At 76.4% G+C, this 16975-nt stretch carries 13 protein-coding genes; 2 read left to right on the top strand and 11 right to left on the bottom strand.

The window, feature by feature from the left end:
* Nucleotides 1-75 precede the first annotated feature (75 nt).
* Nucleotides 76-777: a TetR/AcrR family transcriptional regulator gene (locus AB0K34_RS36455; protein ID WP_364553354.1), complete on the top strand. Its 702-nt coding sequence runs from the start codon at nucleotides 76-78 to the stop codon at nucleotides 775-777.
* Nucleotides 778-807: 30 nt separating this feature from the next.
* Here AB0K34_RS36455 and AB0K34_RS36450 read toward each other — a convergent pair whose 3' ends face one another.
* From AB0K34_RS36450 to AB0K34_RS36435, 4 genes are all read right to left on the bottom strand, one after another.
* A complete protein-coding gene (locus tag AB0K34_RS36450; RefSeq protein WP_301176709.1) occupies nucleotides 808-1458 on the bottom strand; it encodes a DUF1707 domain-containing protein in 651 nt (216 codons plus the stop codon).
* Between the two features lie 67 nt (nucleotides 1459-1525).
* Nucleotides 1526-3802 carry an FdhF/YdeP family oxidoreductase gene (locus tag AB0K34_RS36445; RefSeq protein WP_364553353.1) on the bottom strand — a complete coding sequence of 759 codons (2277 nt, stop codon included), beginning with the start codon at nucleotides 3800-3802 and terminating at the stop codon, nucleotides 1526-1528.
* Between the two features lie 56 nt (nucleotides 3803-3858).
* Nucleotides 3859-4944: a S1C family serine protease gene (locus tag AB0K34_RS36440; RefSeq protein ID WP_138637679.1), complete on the bottom strand. Its 1086-nt coding sequence runs from the start codon at nucleotides 4942-4944 to the stop codon at nucleotides 3859-3861.
* A gap of 89 nt (nucleotides 4945-5033) precedes the next feature.
* Nucleotides 5034-6014: a phosphotriesterase gene (locus AB0K34_RS36435; RefSeq protein ID WP_138637678.1), complete on the bottom strand. Its 981-nt coding sequence runs from the start codon at nucleotides 6012-6014 to the stop codon at nucleotides 5034-5036.
* Nucleotides 6015-6142: 128 nt separating this feature from the next.
* On the opposite strand from AB0K34_RS36435, the gene AB0K34_RS36430 reads away from it, so the two are divergent.
* The gene (locus AB0K34_RS36430) at nucleotides 6143-6787 is read left to right on the top strand and encodes a TetR/AcrR family transcriptional regulator (RefSeq protein ID WP_138637677.1); all 645 of its coding nucleotides are present in this window, start codon (nucleotides 6143-6145) and stop codon (nucleotides 6785-6787) included.
* A gap of 30 nt (nucleotides 6788-6817) precedes the next feature.
* Here AB0K34_RS36430 and AB0K34_RS36425 read toward each other — a convergent pair whose 3' ends face one another.
* The 7 genes from AB0K34_RS36425 to AB0K34_RS36395 form a co-directional block, all read right to left on the bottom strand.
* The gene (locus AB0K34_RS36425; protein ID WP_364553352.1) at nucleotides 6818-7720 is read right to left on the bottom strand and encodes an LLM class flavin-dependent oxidoreductase; all 903 of its coding nucleotides are present in this window, start codon (nucleotides 7718-7720) and stop codon (nucleotides 6818-6820) included.
* 19 nt (nucleotides 7721-7739) lie between these two features.
* Nucleotides 7740-8981, bottom strand: coding sequence for a multidrug effflux MFS transporter (locus tag AB0K34_RS36420; RefSeq protein WP_364553350.1), 1242 nt, complete (start codon nucleotides 8979-8981; stop codon nucleotides 7740-7742).
* Nucleotides 8982-9052: 71 nt separating this feature from the next.
* Nucleotides 9053-9664 (bottom strand): malonic semialdehyde reductase, encoded by a 612-nt coding sequence (locus AB0K34_RS36415; RefSeq protein WP_301176715.1) that lies wholly within the window; start codon nucleotides 9662-9664, stop codon nucleotides 9053-9055.
* 95 nt (nucleotides 9665-9759) lie between these two features.
* The gene (locus AB0K34_RS36410) at nucleotides 9760-11481 is read right to left on the bottom strand and encodes a hypothetical protein (protein WP_301176716.1); all 1722 of its coding nucleotides are present in this window, start codon (nucleotides 11479-11481) and stop codon (nucleotides 9760-9762) included.
* Nucleotides 11482-11485: 4 nt separating this feature from the next.
* On the bottom strand, nucleotides 11486-13462 hold the full coding sequence (locus AB0K34_RS36405) for a hypothetical protein (protein ID WP_364553349.1): 1977 nt from the start codon (nucleotides 13460-13462) through the stop codon (nucleotides 11486-11488).
* Nucleotides 13462-14700: a GTPase gene (locus tag AB0K34_RS36400; RefSeq protein WP_301178226.1), complete on the bottom strand. Its 1239-nt coding sequence runs from the start codon at nucleotides 14698-14700 to the stop codon at nucleotides 13462-13464. Before AB0K34_RS36400 ends, AB0K34_RS36405 begins: the two co-directional genes overlap by 1 nt.
* Nucleotides 14697-16975: hypothetical protein (locus tag AB0K34_RS36395; RefSeq protein WP_364553348.1), on the bottom strand; the 2279-nt coding region annotated here is incomplete at its 5' end. The genes AB0K34_RS36400 and AB0K34_RS36395, both read right to left, overlap by 4 nt.

Raw genomic sequence — 16975 nt, 5'->3', positions numbered from 1 at the left:
CGATACAGTCGAGACTATAGCCGCGCTACAGCACATGTATAGCGATGTTGCCAAAATTTCTGTAACATCGATTTTGTGACTGCGCAGAAGGACCTCGACACGCGGGACCGGATCGTCCGCGCGGCCGCCGGGCTGCTCGCCGACGCGGCCGGCGAACCGGTCTCGACCCGTGCCGTGTGCGCCGCCGCCGGGGTCGGGGCGCCGACCCTGTACCACCACTTCGGCGACAAGCGCGGCCTGTTCGACGCCGTCGCCGCGCACGGGTTCGAGCGGTACCTGGCGAGCAAGCGCGCCCAGCCGCCCACCGGCGACCCCGTCGAGGATCTGCGCCGCGGCTGGGACCTGCACGTCGAGTTCGGCCGCACCAACCCCGCGTTCTACACGCTGATGTACGGCACGGCCCGCACGCCGCCCGTCGCGGCGGAGGCGGAGCGCATCCTGACCGGCCTGGTCGAGGCCGCCGCCCGCGCCGGCCGGCTGCGCGTGCCCGTCGCGACCGCCGTCCAGATGATCCACGCCGCCGGGGTGGGGGTCACGCTCGCGCTCGTCTCCGGCGCCGTGGAGCCGCCGGACGACGCGGAGCTGTCCGTCCGCACCCGGGAGGCGGTACTGGCCGCGATCACCGTCCCGGACGGGGCGCCGGGCGACGGCGCGGTCGCGTCCCGCGCCGTGGCGCTGCGCGCCGCGCTGGCGGCGGCCCCGCCGCCCGAGCTGACCGCGACCGAGGCGGCGCTGCTCGCCGAATGGCTCGACCGCGTCGCCGCCGGAGAGCGCTGAGGGCCGCGCTTGAAGCCGGCGCGCAGAGGGCTACTCGCCCTGGTCGAGCTCCTCGCGCCGCTTGTCCTTGCGGCGCTTGCGGCGCTTCACGCCGACGCCGCCCCAGAACGCGAACCCCTTCACCACGACCGTCGGCGAGCCCGGCACGCCCGGGCCGCTCGCCCGCTGGTCGAACCCGCCCATGATCCCGAGGCCCTTGACGTGCACGGTGATGTCGTCCGGGGCGATGATCTCGACCCCGCCCATGATCGCCAGGGCGCGGATCGTCACCTGCCCCTCGGTGAACCGGGCCTCGCGCAGGTCGATCTTGCCGCCGCCCCAGAACGCGAACGCGGTGAACTTGCGGGGCACGTTCCACACGCCCGAGCGCAGGAACCCGCTCATCACGCCGATGCCGATCTTCCAGGACGGCGCGCTCTCCACCGGCCGCCAGTCGGCCCCGCCCAGCGGCACCGCCGGCGCGGACGTCCCCGCCGCCGGCAGGTCGCGGGTGAGCGGCGCCAGCTCCCCGTAGGTCTTCGCCGCGTACACCGCGTCGAGCCGCTCGTCCAGTTCGGCCAGGGTGAGCCGCCCGTCGCCGGCCGCGTCGCGCAGCACCTGCGCGACCCGCTCCCGATCGGCGTCACCGGCCCGCATCTCCGGCGCTCCGGGCATCCCGGACTGCTCGGGCAGGTTCGTCATGCCCGCAGCCTAAACCGCCCCCGCCCGCCCCGCGACCCGCGCGCGGCACGGTCGCGTCACGACGGCGTCACGCCGGTTCGAGGCGGACGACGACGGACTTGGAAGTCGGGGTGTTGCTGACCTCGGCGGTGCTGTCGAGCGGCACCAGGACGTTCGTCTCCGGGAAGTAGGCGGCGGCGCAGCCGCGGGCGGTGGGGTAGGAGACGACGCGGAAGGCGGGGGCGCGGCGCTCGGTGCCGTCCGACCACTCGGAGACGAGGTCGACCGTCGCGCCGTCGGCGACGCCGAGGGCGGACAGGTCGGCCGGGTTGACGAAGACGACGCGGCGTCCCGCCTTGACGCCCCGGTAGCGGTCGTCGAGGCCGTAGATGGTGGTGTTGTACTGGTCGTGGCTGCGGACGGTCTGCAGCAGGAGACGCCCCTCGGGGACCCGCAGCACCTCCAGCTCGTTGACCGTCAGGTTGGCCTTGCCGGTCGCGGTGGGGAACCGCCGCTCGTCGCGGGGCGCGTGCGGGAGGGTGAAGCCGCCCGGCTCCCGGACGCGGGCGTTGTAGCCGGCGAAGCCGGGGACGACGCGGGAGACGTGGTCGCGGATCACGTCGTAGTCGCGCTCCATGGCGTCCCAGCCGATGGCGGAGCCGGGGAGCGCGGCCTTCGCGAGGCGGCACACGATCGAGACCTCCGACAGCAGGTGCTCGGACGCCGGGGCCAGCCGCCCCCGGGACGCGTGGACCATGCCCATCGAGTCCTCGACGGACACGAACTGCGGCCCGGACGCCTGCACGTCGAGCTCGGTGCGGCCGAGCGTCGGCAGGATCAGCGCCAGCTCGCCCGTCACCGCGTGCGACCGGTTGAGCTTGGTGGACACCTGCGCGGTCAGCCGGCACCCGCGCAGCGCCGCCTCGGTGACCGCCGAGTCGGGGGTGGCGCGGACGAAGTTGCCGCCCATCCCGAGGAACAGCCGGGCCCTGCCGTCGCGCATGGCGCGGATCGCGTCCACGGTGTCCAGCCCGTGCTCGCGCGGCGGCTCGAAGCCGAACTCGGCGGCGAGCGCGTCCAGGAACGCGGGCTTCGGCTTCTCCCAGATGCCCATCGTCCGGTCGCCCTGCACGTTGGAGTGGCCGCGCACCGGGCAGACGCCCGCGCCGGGGCGGCCGATGTTGCCGCGCAGCAGCAGGAAGTTGACGATCTCCCGGATCGTCGGCACCGAGTTGCGGTGCTGGGTGAGGCCCATCGCCCAGCAGACGATGATCTTCTTCGCGGCGAGGACGTCGCCGAGCGTCGCGGCGATCTCGCCGCGGGTGAGGCCGGTCGCCTCCAGCACGTCGTCCCAGTCGAGGGCGAGGACGTGCTCGCGGAACGCAGCGAAGCCGTGCGCGTGGGCGTCGAGGAACTCCTCGTCGAGGGCGCCGGGGGCGTCCGATTCGAGGAGCAGCCGGTTGAGCGCCTGGAACAGCGCCAGGTCGCCGTTGAGCCGGATCTGCAGGAACCGGTCGGCGAGGACCGTGCCCTTCCCGGTGACGCCGGACGGCCGCTGCGGGTTCTTGAACCGCATGAGCCCCGCCTCGGGCAGCGGGTTCACCGCGACGATCCGGGCGCCCTCCTTCTTGGCCCTCTCCAGCGCCGACAGCATCCGGGGGTGGTTGGTCCCCGGGTTCTGCCCGACGACGAAGATGAGGTCGGCCTGGTAGAGGTCTTCGAGGAGGACCGAGCCCTTGCCGATGCCGATGGTCTCGCTCAGCGCGGACCCGGACGACTCGTGGCACATGTTGCTGCAGTCCGGCATGTTGTTGGTGCCGAACGCGCGGGCGAACAGCTGGTAGGCGAACGCGGCCTCGTTGCTGGTGCGGCCCGAGGTGTAGAAGACGGCCTCGTCCGGGGAGCCGAGGGCGGTCAGCTCGGACGCCAGCAGCCCGATCGCCTCGTCCCACCCGATGGGCTCGTAGTGCTCGGACCCGGCGCGCTTCACCATCGGCTCGGTGAGCCGGCCCTGCTGCCCGAGCCAGTGGTCGGAGCGCCCGGCCAGCTCCGCGACGGTGTGCCGGGCGAAGAACTCCCGGGTGACGCGGCGCGTCGTCGCCTCCTCCGCGACGGCCTTCGCGCCGTTCTCGCAGAACTCGGCGATGTGCCGGTGGTCGCCCTCCGGCCACGCGCAGCCCGGGCAGTCGAACCCCTGCTTCTGGTTGACGCGCAGCAGCGTCAGCGCCGTCCGCGCGGCGCCCATCTGCGCGTACGACTGGCGCAGCGCGGCCGTCACCCCGGGCACGCCCGCCGCCCACGTCTTCGGCTTGGTGACGTCGAGACCCGAATCGTCGAAGTCGTCGGCGGGCGCCTTGCGCGTCATGGGGCAACACATCCTCGGGGTAGGCGGCTGCCTCCACTGTCGCACGGCGGGCGCCGTTATTGGGGCGGCCCTTCCGCCAGCTGGAGCGTGGCCTGCATGCGGGCGCCCTGCCTGGTCGTCCACTCGACGCGGACGCTGTCGCCCGGGTGGCGGCCGAGCATCAGGGAGGTGAGCGTCGACGGGGAGTCCACGGCCTCGCCGCCGAAGGCGACGATGGCGGCGCCGACCGGGATGCCGGCCGCCTCGGCGGGGGTGCCGGGCACGACCTCGGCGACGAGCGCGCCGGGGGAGCGGCCGTTGGAGCGGACCTTGACGCCGAGCATGGCCGTCCGCCCGATGTGCACGGTCGAGGACGCCTCGCCGCGCTGGATCCGCCGGGCGATCTCCAGCGCCCGGTCGGACGGGATGGCGTAGCCCCGGTGCTCCTTCGCGGGCGTGGCGCCCCGCGTCGACAGGCCCGCGGACGCGGCGGTGTTGACGCCGATGACCTTGCCGCGGGTGTCGAGCAGGGGGCCGCCGGAGTCGCCCGGCTTGATCGGCGCGTTGGTCTCGATCAGCCCGGTGAGCCGCTCGGAGGTGCCGTTGGTGTCGTCGCGGGCGGTGACGGACTGCTCCAGCCCGGTGATCTTGCCGGTGACCACGCTGGGGTTGCCGCCCTTGCCGCCCGCGTTGCCGACGGCGGTGACGACGTCGCCGATGTCCGCCCCGGCCGCGGAGCCGAACGCGGCGGTCTTCAGCCGGGACGCGCCGGCCAGCCGGATCACCGCGATGTCGCCGGCCCGGTCGTAGCCGACGACCTCGGCCGGGTAGGTGCGGCGGTTGTCGGTGTCGGTGCCCCGGATCGCGGTGGCGCCCCGGATCACGTGGTTGTTGGTCAGCACGAGGCCGGCCGCGGTGAGCACGATGCCGGTCCCGGCGGCGCGGGTGCCGTTCAGCTCCTGCTCGGTCTCGATGTTGACCACGCCGGGCCGCCGTCCGCTGGGCTTGGACGGCTTGGCCGCCGCGGTCGTGACGGGCGCCGGCGCGTCCTCGGGCGCGCCGTTCTCCATCACCCGGCAGCCCGGCGCGAGCAGGGCCAGGAGCGCGACCAGGAGCATCGGAACCGCGGCGCGGGCGCCGCGACGCACGGGGTCTTCGCTCACCTCGGTGCCTCCTCCCGCAGATTCCTCCAATGATTCCCGATACCGGGGAAATAGTCCGAAAAGTGGAGGAGGTGGCTCCGTGCCGCCGGTCAGCGGGTGAAGTAGCGCCGCGGGTTGCCGGTCAGCATCTGGTCGAGCTGGGCCTCGGTGACGCCCGCGGCGCGCAGCGCGGGCAGGACGTCGTCGCTGATGTGCCGGTAGTTCCAGTTCGGCTGCATCGCCGGGACGGTCGCCGGGTCGGGGCCGAACCAGTCGATGAAGCAGCTCGCGTCGTGGCTGAGCACGATCCGGTCGGCGTACCCCTGCCCGCACAGCGCCGCGACCGTGGCGACCCGGTTCTCGGTCGGGTTGATGATGTCGAGGCCGAACCGGTCCATGCCGAGGATCGCGCCGGTGTCGGCCAGCTCCATCAGGTAGTCGAGGTCGTTGCTGTCGCCCGCGTGCCCGATGACGACCTTGGTGAGGTCCACGCCCTCCTTGCGCAGGACGTCCACGACCTTGCGGCCCGCGTGGATCGAGCTCTCGGTGTGGACGGTGATCGGCGCGCCCGTCTCCCGGTGCGTCGCGGCGACGGCCCGCAGGATGCGCTCGACCCCCGGGGTCAGGCCGGGGGAGTCCACGGCGCACTTGAGGAACGCGGCCTTGACGCCCGTCCCGGCGATGCCCTCGGTCAGGTCCCGGGTGAAGTCGGCGATCATCGGGTCGGGGCCGTCGTCCACCATCGTGCCGGGGCCCCGGTGCAGGAACTGGAACGGGATGTCGTGGTAGGTGTAGATGCCCGTCGCGACGATGATGTTGAGGTCGGGGACGAGCTCGGCGATCCGCTGGATCCGCGGGATGTAGCGGCCGAGCCCCCAGACGGTCGGGTCGGCGATCGTGCGGATGCCGCGCTCCACCAGCTCCCCGAGCTTCGCGGCCGCGTCGGCGACCTTCTCCTCCTCGTCCCACCAGTCGCCCGCGCCGTAGTTCTCGACGTTCTCGGTGCCGAGGACGAAGACGTGCTCGTGCATGAGGGTGCGTCCCAGGCCGGTGACGTCGACGGGGCCGCGGACGGTCTCTACTGCGGGCATCGGCTCTCCCTACGCTGGGCCTGCGCGCCACCGGGCCGCCGGGGCGCATACCGACCGGTCGGTTTCTGGCAAGCTAAGACGCGGGACGCGCCCGCGTCAATGCCCCGCTCCGAAGGAGGTGCCCCCCGGTGACGGGTACACAGCAGCCGCCGGACACGGAACAGGCGCCGGAGCCGGCCGCGCCCGCGCGGCGGAGTGCGGTCGAGCGCCGGATCCTGGACGCCGCGCTCCGGCTGTTCGCCGAGCGCGGCTTCGACGGGACGTCGGTCCAGGGCATCGTCGAGGCGGCCGAGGTCACCAAGGGCGCGCTCTACCACTACTTCGACTCCAAGGACGATCTGCTCTACGAGATCTACCACTCGCTGATCGCCCGCCAGCTCGGCGACCTCGACGCCGTCCTCGCCCGCGGGCTGCCGCCGCGCGAGGCCGTCCGCGGGGTGCTGACCGGGCTGATCCGCAGCACCGCCGAGCACATCGACGAGGCGAAGGTGTTCGCCCGCGAGAAGGACCGGCTGGACGACGCCCGGATGCGCGCCCTGCGCGCGGACCGCCGCCGCTACCACGAGACGTTCCGCGGCCTGATCGAGCAGGGCCAGCGCGGCGGCGTGTTCAGCGACGCCACGCCCGCCGAGACCGTGACGATCGTCGCGCTCGGCATGGTGAACCAGATGCCCGCCTGGTACCGCCCGGACGGCCCGAAGAGCGCGGAGCTGCTGGCCGAGGAGGTCGCCGGCTTCGTCCTCGCCGCCCTGGTGGCGCCGCCGTCCGCGTAGCGCCTGTTCCCGTCTGACGCCTGGTCCGGCCTAGCGCCTGGTCTGCAGGTGCAGGGCGGCGTCGCGGACGTCGGCGAGCTCGGCGTCCCAGTCCGCGGGCGGCGCCAGCGGCGCCAGGACGAACTTCGACAGCCCCGCGCCGACGAGCCGCTCCAGATGGGCCGCCAGGCCGTCGAGGTCGGGCACCAGGTCGTCCAGCGGGGCGGGTCCGCTGATCCGGCGCACCCGCGCCAGCCGGGCCTCCGCCTCGGGCGGCAGCGGCCCGCGCCGGTAGGGCACGACCGCGCCGAAGTGCTCCTCCTCGATCTCGCGCCCGGCCCCGGCCGCCGCCTCCTGGACGGCCCGCCGCCCGCGCTCGCCCTCCGCCGGGGTGGTGAACGCGGCGAGCCACCCGTCCGACAGCCGCCCGGTGCGGCGCAGCTCCGGCTCGGACGTCCCGCCCATCCACACGTCGAACCCCCGCGCGGCGGGCTTCGGCCGGACGCGCAGCGCCTCGTAGCGGAACCGGGGGCCGTCGTGGGTGACCTCGTCCTCGGCCCAGAACCGGCGCAGCAGCGGCAGCGCCTCCTCGAAGATCGCGGCGCGCTCCTCCCGGCGGACGCCGAACGCCTGCTGCTCGCCCGCGTGCCGCTGCCCCAGCCCGAACGCGGGCAGCAGCCGCCCGCCGGACAGGACGTCCAGCGAGGCCAGCTCCTTGGCCAGCACGGCGGGGGAGCGGCCCGGCAGCGTCATGACTGCGGTGCCGAACTTGATCCGGGACGTCAGCGCCGCCGCGTAGGCGAGGGTCACGACGGGGTCCAGGGCGGGGCCGGTGACGCGCTCGGAGACCCAGAGGGAGTCGAAGCCCTCGCGTTCGAGGCCGAGCGCGAGCGCGCCCAGCGCGTCGGGGGTGAGGGTGGACGCTGCCGGGGCCATGCCGATGCGGACGATCACCCGTCGAACCTACGCCGAGTCAGTTCTGTGACGCAACCTTCGGCGGCCGGGTCGCGCCGGCGGCGACCGCCGCGGCGAGCACCGCCAGCACGGCGATCGACACCGCCATCGGGACGGCGGTGTCCGGCCCGGCGATCCCGGCGAGCGGCGCGGCGGCGCCGCCCAGCGCGAACTGCGTCACGCCGAGCAGCGCCGAGGCGCTCCCGGCGACCCGCGGCGGCCGCCCCCACAGCGCCAGCGCGGTCGCGTTCGGCAGGACCAGCCCCTGCCCCGCCGCGACCAGGAACAGCGCGGGCAGCACCCCGGGCAGGCCCGCGCCCCCGAGGACCGCGGCGAGCAGGCCGATGCCGCCCGCGGCGACGACCGCGAGCCCGGCGGCCAGCAGCAGCCGCAGCGCGACCCGCCCGGCGAGCGCGCCGCCGAGCTGCCCGGCGGCCACGATCCCGAGCGAGTTCGCGCCGAACGCCAGGCCGAACGCCTGCGGCGACATCCCGTAGACGCCCTGCAGCACGAACGGCGACCCGGAGATGTAGGTGAACATCGCCGCGAACGCCAGCCCTATCGTGAGCGCGTACCCGGCGAACGCGCGGTCGCGCAGCAGCGCGCCGAACGTCCGCGCCGTCGCGCGCACCCCGCCCGTCTGGCGCCGCTCCGGCGGCAGGGTCTCCTCCAGCCCGGCGAGCGAGCCGAGGAACAGCGCCACGCCCGCCCCGGCCAGCACCGCGAACACGCCCGGCCACGGGACGAGCCGCAGCAGCTGCCCGCCGAGCACCGGCGCGAGGATCGGCGCCAGCCCGTTCACCAGCATCAGCACCGAGAAGAACTTGGCCGCCGCGATCCCGTCGTAGAGGTCCCGGACGACCGCCCGCGCGATCACGATGCCGGCGGCCCCGGCGGCGCCCTGCACCAGCCGCAGCGCGATGAGCGTCTCCACGGTCGGCGCGGCCGCGCACAGCAGCGACGCGGCGGCGTAGGCGGCGAGGCCCGCGAGCAGCGGCCGGCGCCGCCCGAGCGCGTCGCTCAGCGGCCCCGCGACGGCCTGCCCGACCGCGAGGCCGGCGACGCACGCGGTGAGCGTGAGCTGCGCCTGCACCGCACCGGTCGACAGGTCCTCGGTGAGCGCGGGCAGCGCCGGCAGGTACATGTCGATCGACAGCGGCGCGACGGCCGTCAGCGCGCCGAGCAGGAGGATCAGCACCAGCCGCCGGTCGGGCGGCCCGGCGGGGCGGGGGTCGGCGCTCCGGCCGGCCGTCCGTGTCATGGGGGCTCCGTTGGGGGCGGGCCCGCCCGGCCGCGTTACGGGCGCGGCCGGGCGGACCCGGGACCGGGGGCTCAGACGGTGGTGACGACGCTCTCGTAGTCGAGGCGGGGGTTGCGGGCGAACCAGGCGTCCGGGCCCGGCCTCCCCACGTTGATCATGGCGATCGGCCGGACGTCGCCCTGCGGGAAGAACTCCTTCTCGACGGCGTCCGCGTCGAACCCCGTCATGGGCCCGGCGGCGAGCCCCGCGGCGCGGATGCCGAGGATCAGGTAGCCGAGCTGGAGGGTGGCGTTGAACCGGGCCAGCTCGGGCCGCTTCGGGTTGCCCGCCATCGCCTCGCGGGCGCCCTCCCGGTGCGGGAACGTGACCGGCAGGTGCTCGTGGAAGTCCTCGTCGGCGGCGGCGATCAGCGTCAGCGGCGCGGCGACGGTCTTCGCGCGGTTCCCCTCGCTCATCAGCGGGGCGAGCCGCTCCTTGCCCTGCGGGCTGCGCACCGCGACGATCCGCAGCGGCTGCATGTTCATCGCCGTCGGCGCCCACTTGACCAGGTCGTAGACGGCGCGGAGCTGGTCGTCGCCGACGGGCTCGGTGCTGAAGGTGTTCGCGGTGCGGGCCTCGCGGAACAGCAGGTCCTGGGCGGCGGTGTCGAGGGCGAGCAGCGCCTCGGGCGCGGGTGTCGTCATGGAGTGCCTCTCGGAGCGGGGAAGTGTTCCGACAGGCGTCAAGCCGATGACGGTCCGTTATCTTCCATGTCAGGAGGTGGGCTCCGTCACACGGCTCAGAACGGGAACCGCTCGGCGGCGGCGACGGCCGCCCCGGTGACGGTGGCGACGGTCAGCGCCGACACCCCCGCCAGCACCGCCCAGCGCCCGACCTGGTAGCCGACGGGGACGCGGCCCGCGCCGCGCCCCCGCACGGGCCAGGGGGCGCGCAGCGGCGCGGTGCCCGGCGGGTCCTGCGGCGCGTCGGTGAGCGGCGCGTCGCCGTCCGCCGCCCCGGCCGGGCCGAGCCCCGTCACCCAGCCGAGCAGGTCGGCGACGTCCGCCGGGTCGGTGGCGAGCCCCGACGCGAAGTACCGCACCTGCGCGGCGACCTGGTCCAGCGTCCGGACGGTGTTGCCGAGGCCGACGCGCCCGAGCCACTCGCGCAGGTCGGTGTCCTCGGCGAGGCAGCGGCCGACCTCGGTGCGGGCCAGCAGGTCGGTCTTGGTGACGACGACGGCGACCCGCTTCTGCCGCCCCTGGTCGGGGCGCGACCGCAGGTCGTTCAGCACCCGCTGCAGCGTGTCGGCCGGGTCCTCCTCCGAGGACGCGGCGGCGTCGTCGATGAACGCGCGCTCGTCGCCGGTGAGGGTGCGGCGCAGGTGGGGGAGGGCGAACGGGTCGACGATGAACAGCAGCGCCTCGCTGTGGTCCAGGTAGCGCAGCGACTCGACCTCCGTCGCGCCCGTGTAGTGCTCGCCGGCGGGGTCGAACAGGTAGAGGATGCGCCGCGCGCGCCCCGGCAGCTCGACGTCCACCATGGTGGCCAGGGGCAGCTCGGGGCCCGTCTTGGCGAGGCGCCCGCCGCGCTGGAACTCGCGGATCGCGCCCGCGTACGCCTGCGCGTGCCGCTGCTCCACGAACGCGAGCCGCCCGTGGGCGGCACGGGCCCGCGCGTGCAGCGCCCGGATGCCGAGGACCATGAACGTCGTCTTGCCCGCGGCCGGCCCGCCGACGAACGGCAGCGGCTCCACCCGGACCCGCCCGATCCGCTCCGGCAGCCGCCCGCCGCAGTGCGGGCAGTACGCCGCGAGCCGGAACCGCCCGAGCGGAACGGTGGTGGGCAGCCGCGCCCCGCACCGGCACACGTTCCGGAACGCGCCGCCCGCGCCGGGCGAGAGCCGCCGGTGCCGCGCCCCGCACCCCGGGCACTCGTACTCCGGCAGGCCGATCCGCTCGTAGCAGAACGGGTGCGGGCAGGTCTGGAGGATCCGCCCGTACATCATGAAGCCGCGCTCCACCGCCGCGAGGACGAGCACGCACGCCAGCCACGCCGCGAGCCCCACCGCCGCGACGACCCCGTACAGCAGGGTCAGCGCCAGCACGAACACCGACGCGGGCACGGCGGCGGCGACGATGCCCGCGCACAGCGCCAGCCACACCGGGAAGACGAAGAACCCCCACGGGCCGCCGAGCAGCGTCCGCGTCAGCCGGGTGACGATGGCGCGGGCCGTCCGGTACACCTGCGGGACGACCGTCCGGCTGATCGTCCACCAGTCGCGCCACACCTGGCCGAGCAGGTAGTGCCGGTACGCGGTGTCCGGCGCGGCGACCGGCGACGGGCCCTCCAGGCTGGACGGCGCGAGCGTCCGGCACGCGTGCAGGTAGTACACCCCCAGCGCGGCGGCCCCGGCGACGACCAGCGTGGCGGCGAACAGCACCGGGAACACGTACATGAACCCGAGCCACATGGCGGCCAGCCACACGGCGATCAGCAGCAGCACGATGATCGGATGCACGCGGTCACCCCCCGCCCTCGGCGAGCAGGTCGCGGAGCGCGGCGCGCAGCTCGGGGCTGCGCGACAGCCGCGCCTCGAGCTGCCGGCCGGCGAGCCAGCGCCCCGCCGCCGCCCGCGCCCACGCGTCCAGGGACGGCTCGGCGACGCCGCGCCCGCGCAGCCGCAGCACCACCTCGACCAGGTCGTTGCGCTGGTCCACCTCGCGGCCGAGCAGCGGGCCCCGCCCGGCCCGCACGCGGCCCGCCAGTTCGGCGGTCCACCGCTCGGCGACCCGGGCGCGGACGGGCGCGGGCAGCGCCGCGAGCAGCTCCGCCCGGTACCGCGGCGGCCGCGCGGCCAGCCGCCGCACCGCCCCGGCGAACGCCTCCCCGGCGAGCTGCCGGGACGCGCCGCCGGCCGCCGCGATCCCGGCGAGGGCGCGGGCGGCGCGCTCGGGGCCGGCGGTGACCGCCGCCGCGTACGCCTTCACCACGGCGGCGTCGCGCCCGGCGCGGCCGTCCGGCATGAGCTCCGCGACCCGCTCGGCGAGCCGCAGCGTCGCGGTGTCGGTGAGGCGCTCCCCGCCGGGGAACGCCAGCCGCGTGAACGTGCGGGACGGCAGCCCCGCCAGCGCGGGATGCGCGCCGTGCGCGTCGAGCAGGTCGGTGCACTCGCCGGCGGACGGCGGCGCCTCCCACACCTCGCGGAGCGCGTCGTCGAGGCCGTCGCACTCCAGCCGCAGCAGCTCGCCCGTCACCGCTATCCGGCGCCCCGGGCGGCGGCGGGCGACCGAGGTCAGCACCGTGACCGCGGCGTCGGGCGCCGCCCGCAGCCGCTCGGCGTGCCGGTAGAGCAGGTCGCAGTGGTCGGGGGTGAGCGCGGACGCCCGCCCCGCCGCGAGCCCGGCGACCACCCCGTCCAGGACGTCGTCCCGCAGCGCGGCCGGGGCGTGCTCGTGCACGGCGAGCGCCAGGCCCGGCCCCATGGACGGGACGCCCGGCACGAGGTCGCGCCACACCCAGCCGGGGATCGCGGGCCCGCGCCGCGCCAGCAGCTCCGCCGCCGCGCCCTGCTCCGCGGCGGTGACGTCCGCGTCGCCCCGGCACAGCGCCAGCAGCGCGGCGGCGCCCTCCCGCGCCGGGTCGTCCGGCGGCGCCAGCTCGCCGAGCGCGTCGAGGCCGCCGAAGTCGGCGCCGCGCCAGCAGTCCGCGACGGTCCGCGCGAACCGGCTCGCCGCCCCGTCCGCGCCGCCCGCGCGCAGGTCGAACGCCGACGCGTGCGAGGCGTGGTGCCGCTCGCCCGCCCAGATCGCGGGGGTCGTGCCGACCAGGCGCTGCGCCGCGCCGTCCGGGTCGGCGGTGTAGGTGACGAACGACAGCCGCGCCGCCGCCGCGACCGGCAGCGAGTACGACACCACCGCGATCCACCGCGCGACCAGCTCGACGTCGTCGGCGACGAGCACGACGCGCCCGTGGCCGCGGGCGAGCACGCCGGCGACCGCGTCCACCAGCCGGGCGAGCAGCGCGTACGGGTCGTCCGGGCCGGACTCGGGGAGCCACGCGGCGAGGGCCTCGGGGGCGAGTGCGGCGGCCGGGTCCAGCTCGTCGAGCGGGTCGAGGACGGCGTCCGGCGCGGGCGCGTGCGCCCAGTGCGCGGCCTGCCACAGCTCGGCGGGCCGCATCCCCTCCAGCTCGTCGGGCTCGGCCACCACCGCGTGCGCGAAGAAGTTGCCGTACCGGCCCGAGTAGTCGCGGCCGAGGTAGCGGCAGCGCAGCAGCAGCGGGCGGCCGCCGACCCGGTCGTACAGCAGCGACACCGGGAACAGGCCCAGCTCGGCCTCGCCGGGGGACGGCGGCGCGTCCGGCGGCGGCCGGTACGACAGGTACGGCGTCACGCCCGCCCGGACCCCGTCCGGCAGGCCGGGCGTCTCCGCGACGAACTGGAACCCGGCCCGGCCGGTCGGCCCGCGCCGCGCCGAGGTGTAGTGCAGCTGCCAGGCCACTACCCACCCCCGGGGCGGACGCCGTCCAGCATCCCGAACCGGTACAGCAGCCAGAGCAGCGGGTCCTCGGCGCGGTACGGGCGGACGCCGCCCGCGCCGACCCGGCCGCCCTCGGGGACGCCGCCGAGCGCCGACAGCCCGAACAGCGCGTGGTGGGCGTACTGCTGCCCGAGGTAGGTGTCGAGCTGCCCCGCCTGCCACTCGTGCAGCAGCGCCCGGACCTGCTCGTCCACCGCGTCCCTGTCGTCGAGGTCCAGGACGCCCTGCCCGGACCGCGACCGGTGCAGCGCCGACTGCCGCAGCAAGCCCGGCCGCAGCACGTCGATCTTGGTGAGGGCCACCGCGACCGGCACCGGCAGCGGCGCGCCCGGCCGGGTGCCGTGCCGCTGCCGCAGCGCCTCGGTGACCCGGGCGATGATGTTGAGCGGCTCGCTGTCGGGGTCGTCGCCGGCCGCGCGGGGCCCGGGCACCGCGTCCCGCACGCCCGCCCGCGCGCCCGGCAGCTCCAGCGGGTCGACCAGGAAGATGACCGCGTCGGCGGCCTCCAGGTAGCGCAGGTGCAGGTCGGTGGCCTCCCGGCTGCGCAGGTCCTCGCCGGCGGTGTCGAACAGCACCAGCGCCAGCGAGTCGTTGCGGGACCGCGCGAAGCGGCCCCGCCGCGTCCGCGTCAGCAGGTACACCAGCGGCTCGCGCGGCCCGGTCGCGGCGCTCGCCGTCGTCGGCAGCAGCCGCCGCTCCTCCAGCAGCGGCCGCGCGAAGTCGCGCTTGTACCGCTCGATCGTCCGGTCGTCGCACGCCACGAGCGAGGCGTCCAGCTCCGTCCCGACCCGGTTCATCAGCTCGTGCAGCAGCACCGCGATGTAGGTGCTCTTCCCGGCGTTCTTCGCCCCGACCAGCGCGACGATCCGGCCCGGCGAGTCGCAGTACGCCGACGGCAGCGGGTTGTGGCACTCCGGGCAGGCGCGGTTCCCGGTCGGCAGCCCGCAGTCGGGGCAGTCCGCGCGGCCCTTGCGCCCGGACGCGGCGAACACCGGCGGCAGCGACGCGCCCGCCGTCGAGCCCGTGTAGGCGGCGAGCGACTCGTCCAGCACCGGCGCGCAGCCCCGCCGCCGGCCCGCCTGCCCGCGGCACCGGAACAGCACCCGCTGCGGCGCCACCGCCGCGAAGCAGTAGGGGCAGGTGATGCCCTGCCTGGACGGCACCCCGGGGAACCCCGCCCGGGCCAGCGGCCGCGTCATCCGGCGACCTGCAGCCGACGGACGGGCGGGTCGCTCAGCTCGACGCCGTCGTCGTCGGCGAAGCAGCGCAGCCAGTACGGGCCGGACGCCGCCGGCGCCGCCAGCGACAGCTCGCCCGGCACCGGCACCTGCTCCCACGCGCCGAGCGTGTCGCCGTCGCCGGGGCGGTGCGGCATGACCCGCCCGGCGCGCAGCACCAGCGACAGCCGCGCCACCCGCAGCGGCCGCGACGCGGTGAGCCGGATCGTCAGCGACCGCCGCCACGGCGGCCCCGACCGCTGCACGTCGTAGTGGACGACCGCGCGGGCCGCGAGCGCGGTCGTCACCGGCGGCCCGGTCACCCGCGCGCCGCCGACCGTCCCGGCCGCGGCGACCGACAGCGCCACGGCCGCCTCCTCGGGGGCGGGGATGCGGATGCCGCCCTGGGTGTCGTACGCGGCGCGCGTCACCACCTCCGAGCGCTCGTCGCCGCCGACCGAGTACCCGAGGGCGACCTCGGTGACGTCCGCCGGCCAGTCGAACCCGACGTGCACGTACGCGCCGCGCCGCTCGGCGACCAGCCGGCGCGGCGGCGGCAGGTTCACGTGCCGGTGGTAGGCGCCGACGGCGGCGGTGCCCTCCGCGACCGTCACCGCGAGCAGCCACCCGCCCGCGCCGGGCCGCACGTCCAGCCCGCCCGGCACCGGGGTGCAGGCCAGGCGCCGCGTCTCCCGCCGCACCTCCTCCAGCGGGACGACCGCGCTGCGCGGCCACGGCGGCGGCCCGTCCGACAGCACCAGTTCCACCGCCCCGTTCTTCGGCGGCGCGAACCGGACCCGCACCAGCCCCGGATCGGCGTCGTCGGCCGCCGCGCTCAGCTCGTACACGGGCTCGGGCGGCGCGGTCGGCGTGACCGACGCGCGCACCCCGTCCGTCATGACCTCGCGGCCCGCCGCGTCCAGGTAGACGGCGCACACCAGGTAGTGGAGGGTCCGGCCGTTGGGCACCCGCTCCCGGAACCCGTCCCGGCCCGCGGGCACGGCCCGCCCGTCGCGCAGGACGACGACCCGCGCCGCCTCCGCCGGGCACCGCCACCGCCCGGTGACCTGCCCGTCCCCGCCGGTCAGCGCGACGTCGCCGGGCTCCGGCCGCACCACGACGGGCCCCGCGGCGGCGGGCGCCGCGACGCCTTCGCCGCGCACCGCGAACACCCCGTAGTAGAGCGGGACGTTCACCGGGGGGCGCTCGTCCAGCGTCCCGGCGACGGGCTCCCCGTCGCGCACGTCGCGCGGCGCCCGGCCGGCCCGCCGCACGACGTGGTAGGTGATCTCGCCCGCCGTGGAGGGCGACGCCTCCCACGACAGCCTCACCGCGACGCCCGCCGCGCCGGCGCCGGTGTCGACGTCGGCGTGCAGGGCGGGGACGGGACGGGGCGGGAGCCGGCGCCGGTGGTGCTCGGCGCCGGGGAGGTCGCGGACGAGCCGCAGCGCGTCGGCGAGGAGGCGGAAGGCGCGGTCGGGGTCGGGTTCGGCGGCGGCGGTCTCGCGGAGGCGCAGGGCGGTGTCGAGGCGGTGCCGGGCCTCGGCGGCGAGCGCCTCCTCCTCCGGCGGCTCCGCGCCGGGGCCGGGCGGCGGGATCTTCGCCGCGTCGGCGAGCTCGGCGGCGGCGTAGACGTCGCCCGCGTCGAGGAGCGCGCGCAGCCGGCCCGCGGGGCCGCCGCCGGTGGCCGGGCCGCCCTCCCGGACGAGCGCGAACACCAGCCGGCGCGCGTCGCCCTGGTCGATGCCGAGGTCCTCGACCGCGTGCCGCAGCAGCGCCCGCTCCGAGGCCCGCTGCCGCAGCCGCTCGCGGAGCCGGTCGGTCACGTCGAACAGCAGCAGGGCGTGCGGGTCGGCGTCCGAGCGGAGCGCGGCGAGGACGGTGTCGGCGTGGGTGGTGCTCGTGTCGCGGCTGCGGCGCGCCCACTCGGCGCCCGCCGCCGCGACGGCGTCCCGGTCCAGGCGCGGGCCGCCGCCCGGCGCGGCGAAGCCGTCCAGGACGCGGATCGGCCCGGTCAGCCGCGCGCCGAACAGGAAGTCGGCGAGGTGCCGCTTGCCGAGCACGTCCAGCGACTCGCGCACCTTCCGGTACGCCGGGTAGGGCGCGGCGGCCGGCAGCGGGTCGGGCTCGCGGATCTCGATGCCGTCGGCGGCGGCCAGCCCGGCCAGCTCCGCGCGGGGCACGCCGCCGGTGCGGGCGATGCCCTCCAGCTCGGCGGGCGCCGCCATGCGCAGCGCCCCGGCGGCGTCGGCGAGTC

Source organism: Actinomadura sp. NPDC049382 (genome assembly GCF_040677125.1).
Lineage (GTDB): Bacteria > Actinomycetota > Actinomycetes > Streptosporangiales > Streptosporangiaceae > Spirillospora > Spirillospora geliboluensis.
Note: the sequence above shows the minus strand (reverse complement) of the source record. Positions and strands in the feature narration are given on the sequence as shown.

Bases quoted from the DNA above. Each gene is read 5' to 3' on its own strand.
- AB0K34_RS36415 (WP_301176715.1), bottom strand. From the start codon at position 9,664: ATGACGACACCCGCGCCCGAGGCGCTGCTCGCCCTCGACACCGCCGCC.
- AB0K34_RS36445 (WP_364553353.1), bottom strand. From the start codon at position 3,802: ATGACGCGCAAGGCGCCCGCCGACGACTTCGACGATTCGGGTCTCGAC.
- AB0K34_RS36420 (WP_364553350.1), bottom strand. From the start codon at position 8,981: ATGACACGGACGGCCGGCCGGAGCGCCGACCCCCGCCCCGCCGGGCCG.
- AB0K34_RS36450 (WP_301176709.1), bottom strand. From the start codon at position 1,458: ATGACGAACCTGCCCGAGCAGTCCGGGATGCCCGGAGCGCCGGAGATG.
- AB0K34_RS36400 (WP_301178226.1), bottom strand. From the start codon at position 14,700: ATGACGCGGCCGCTGGCCCGGGCGGGGTTCCCCGGGGTGCCGTCCAGG.
- AB0K34_RS36435 (WP_138637678.1), bottom strand. From the start codon at position 6,014: ATGCCCGCAGTAGAGACCGTCCGCGGCCCCGTCGACGTCACCGGCCTG.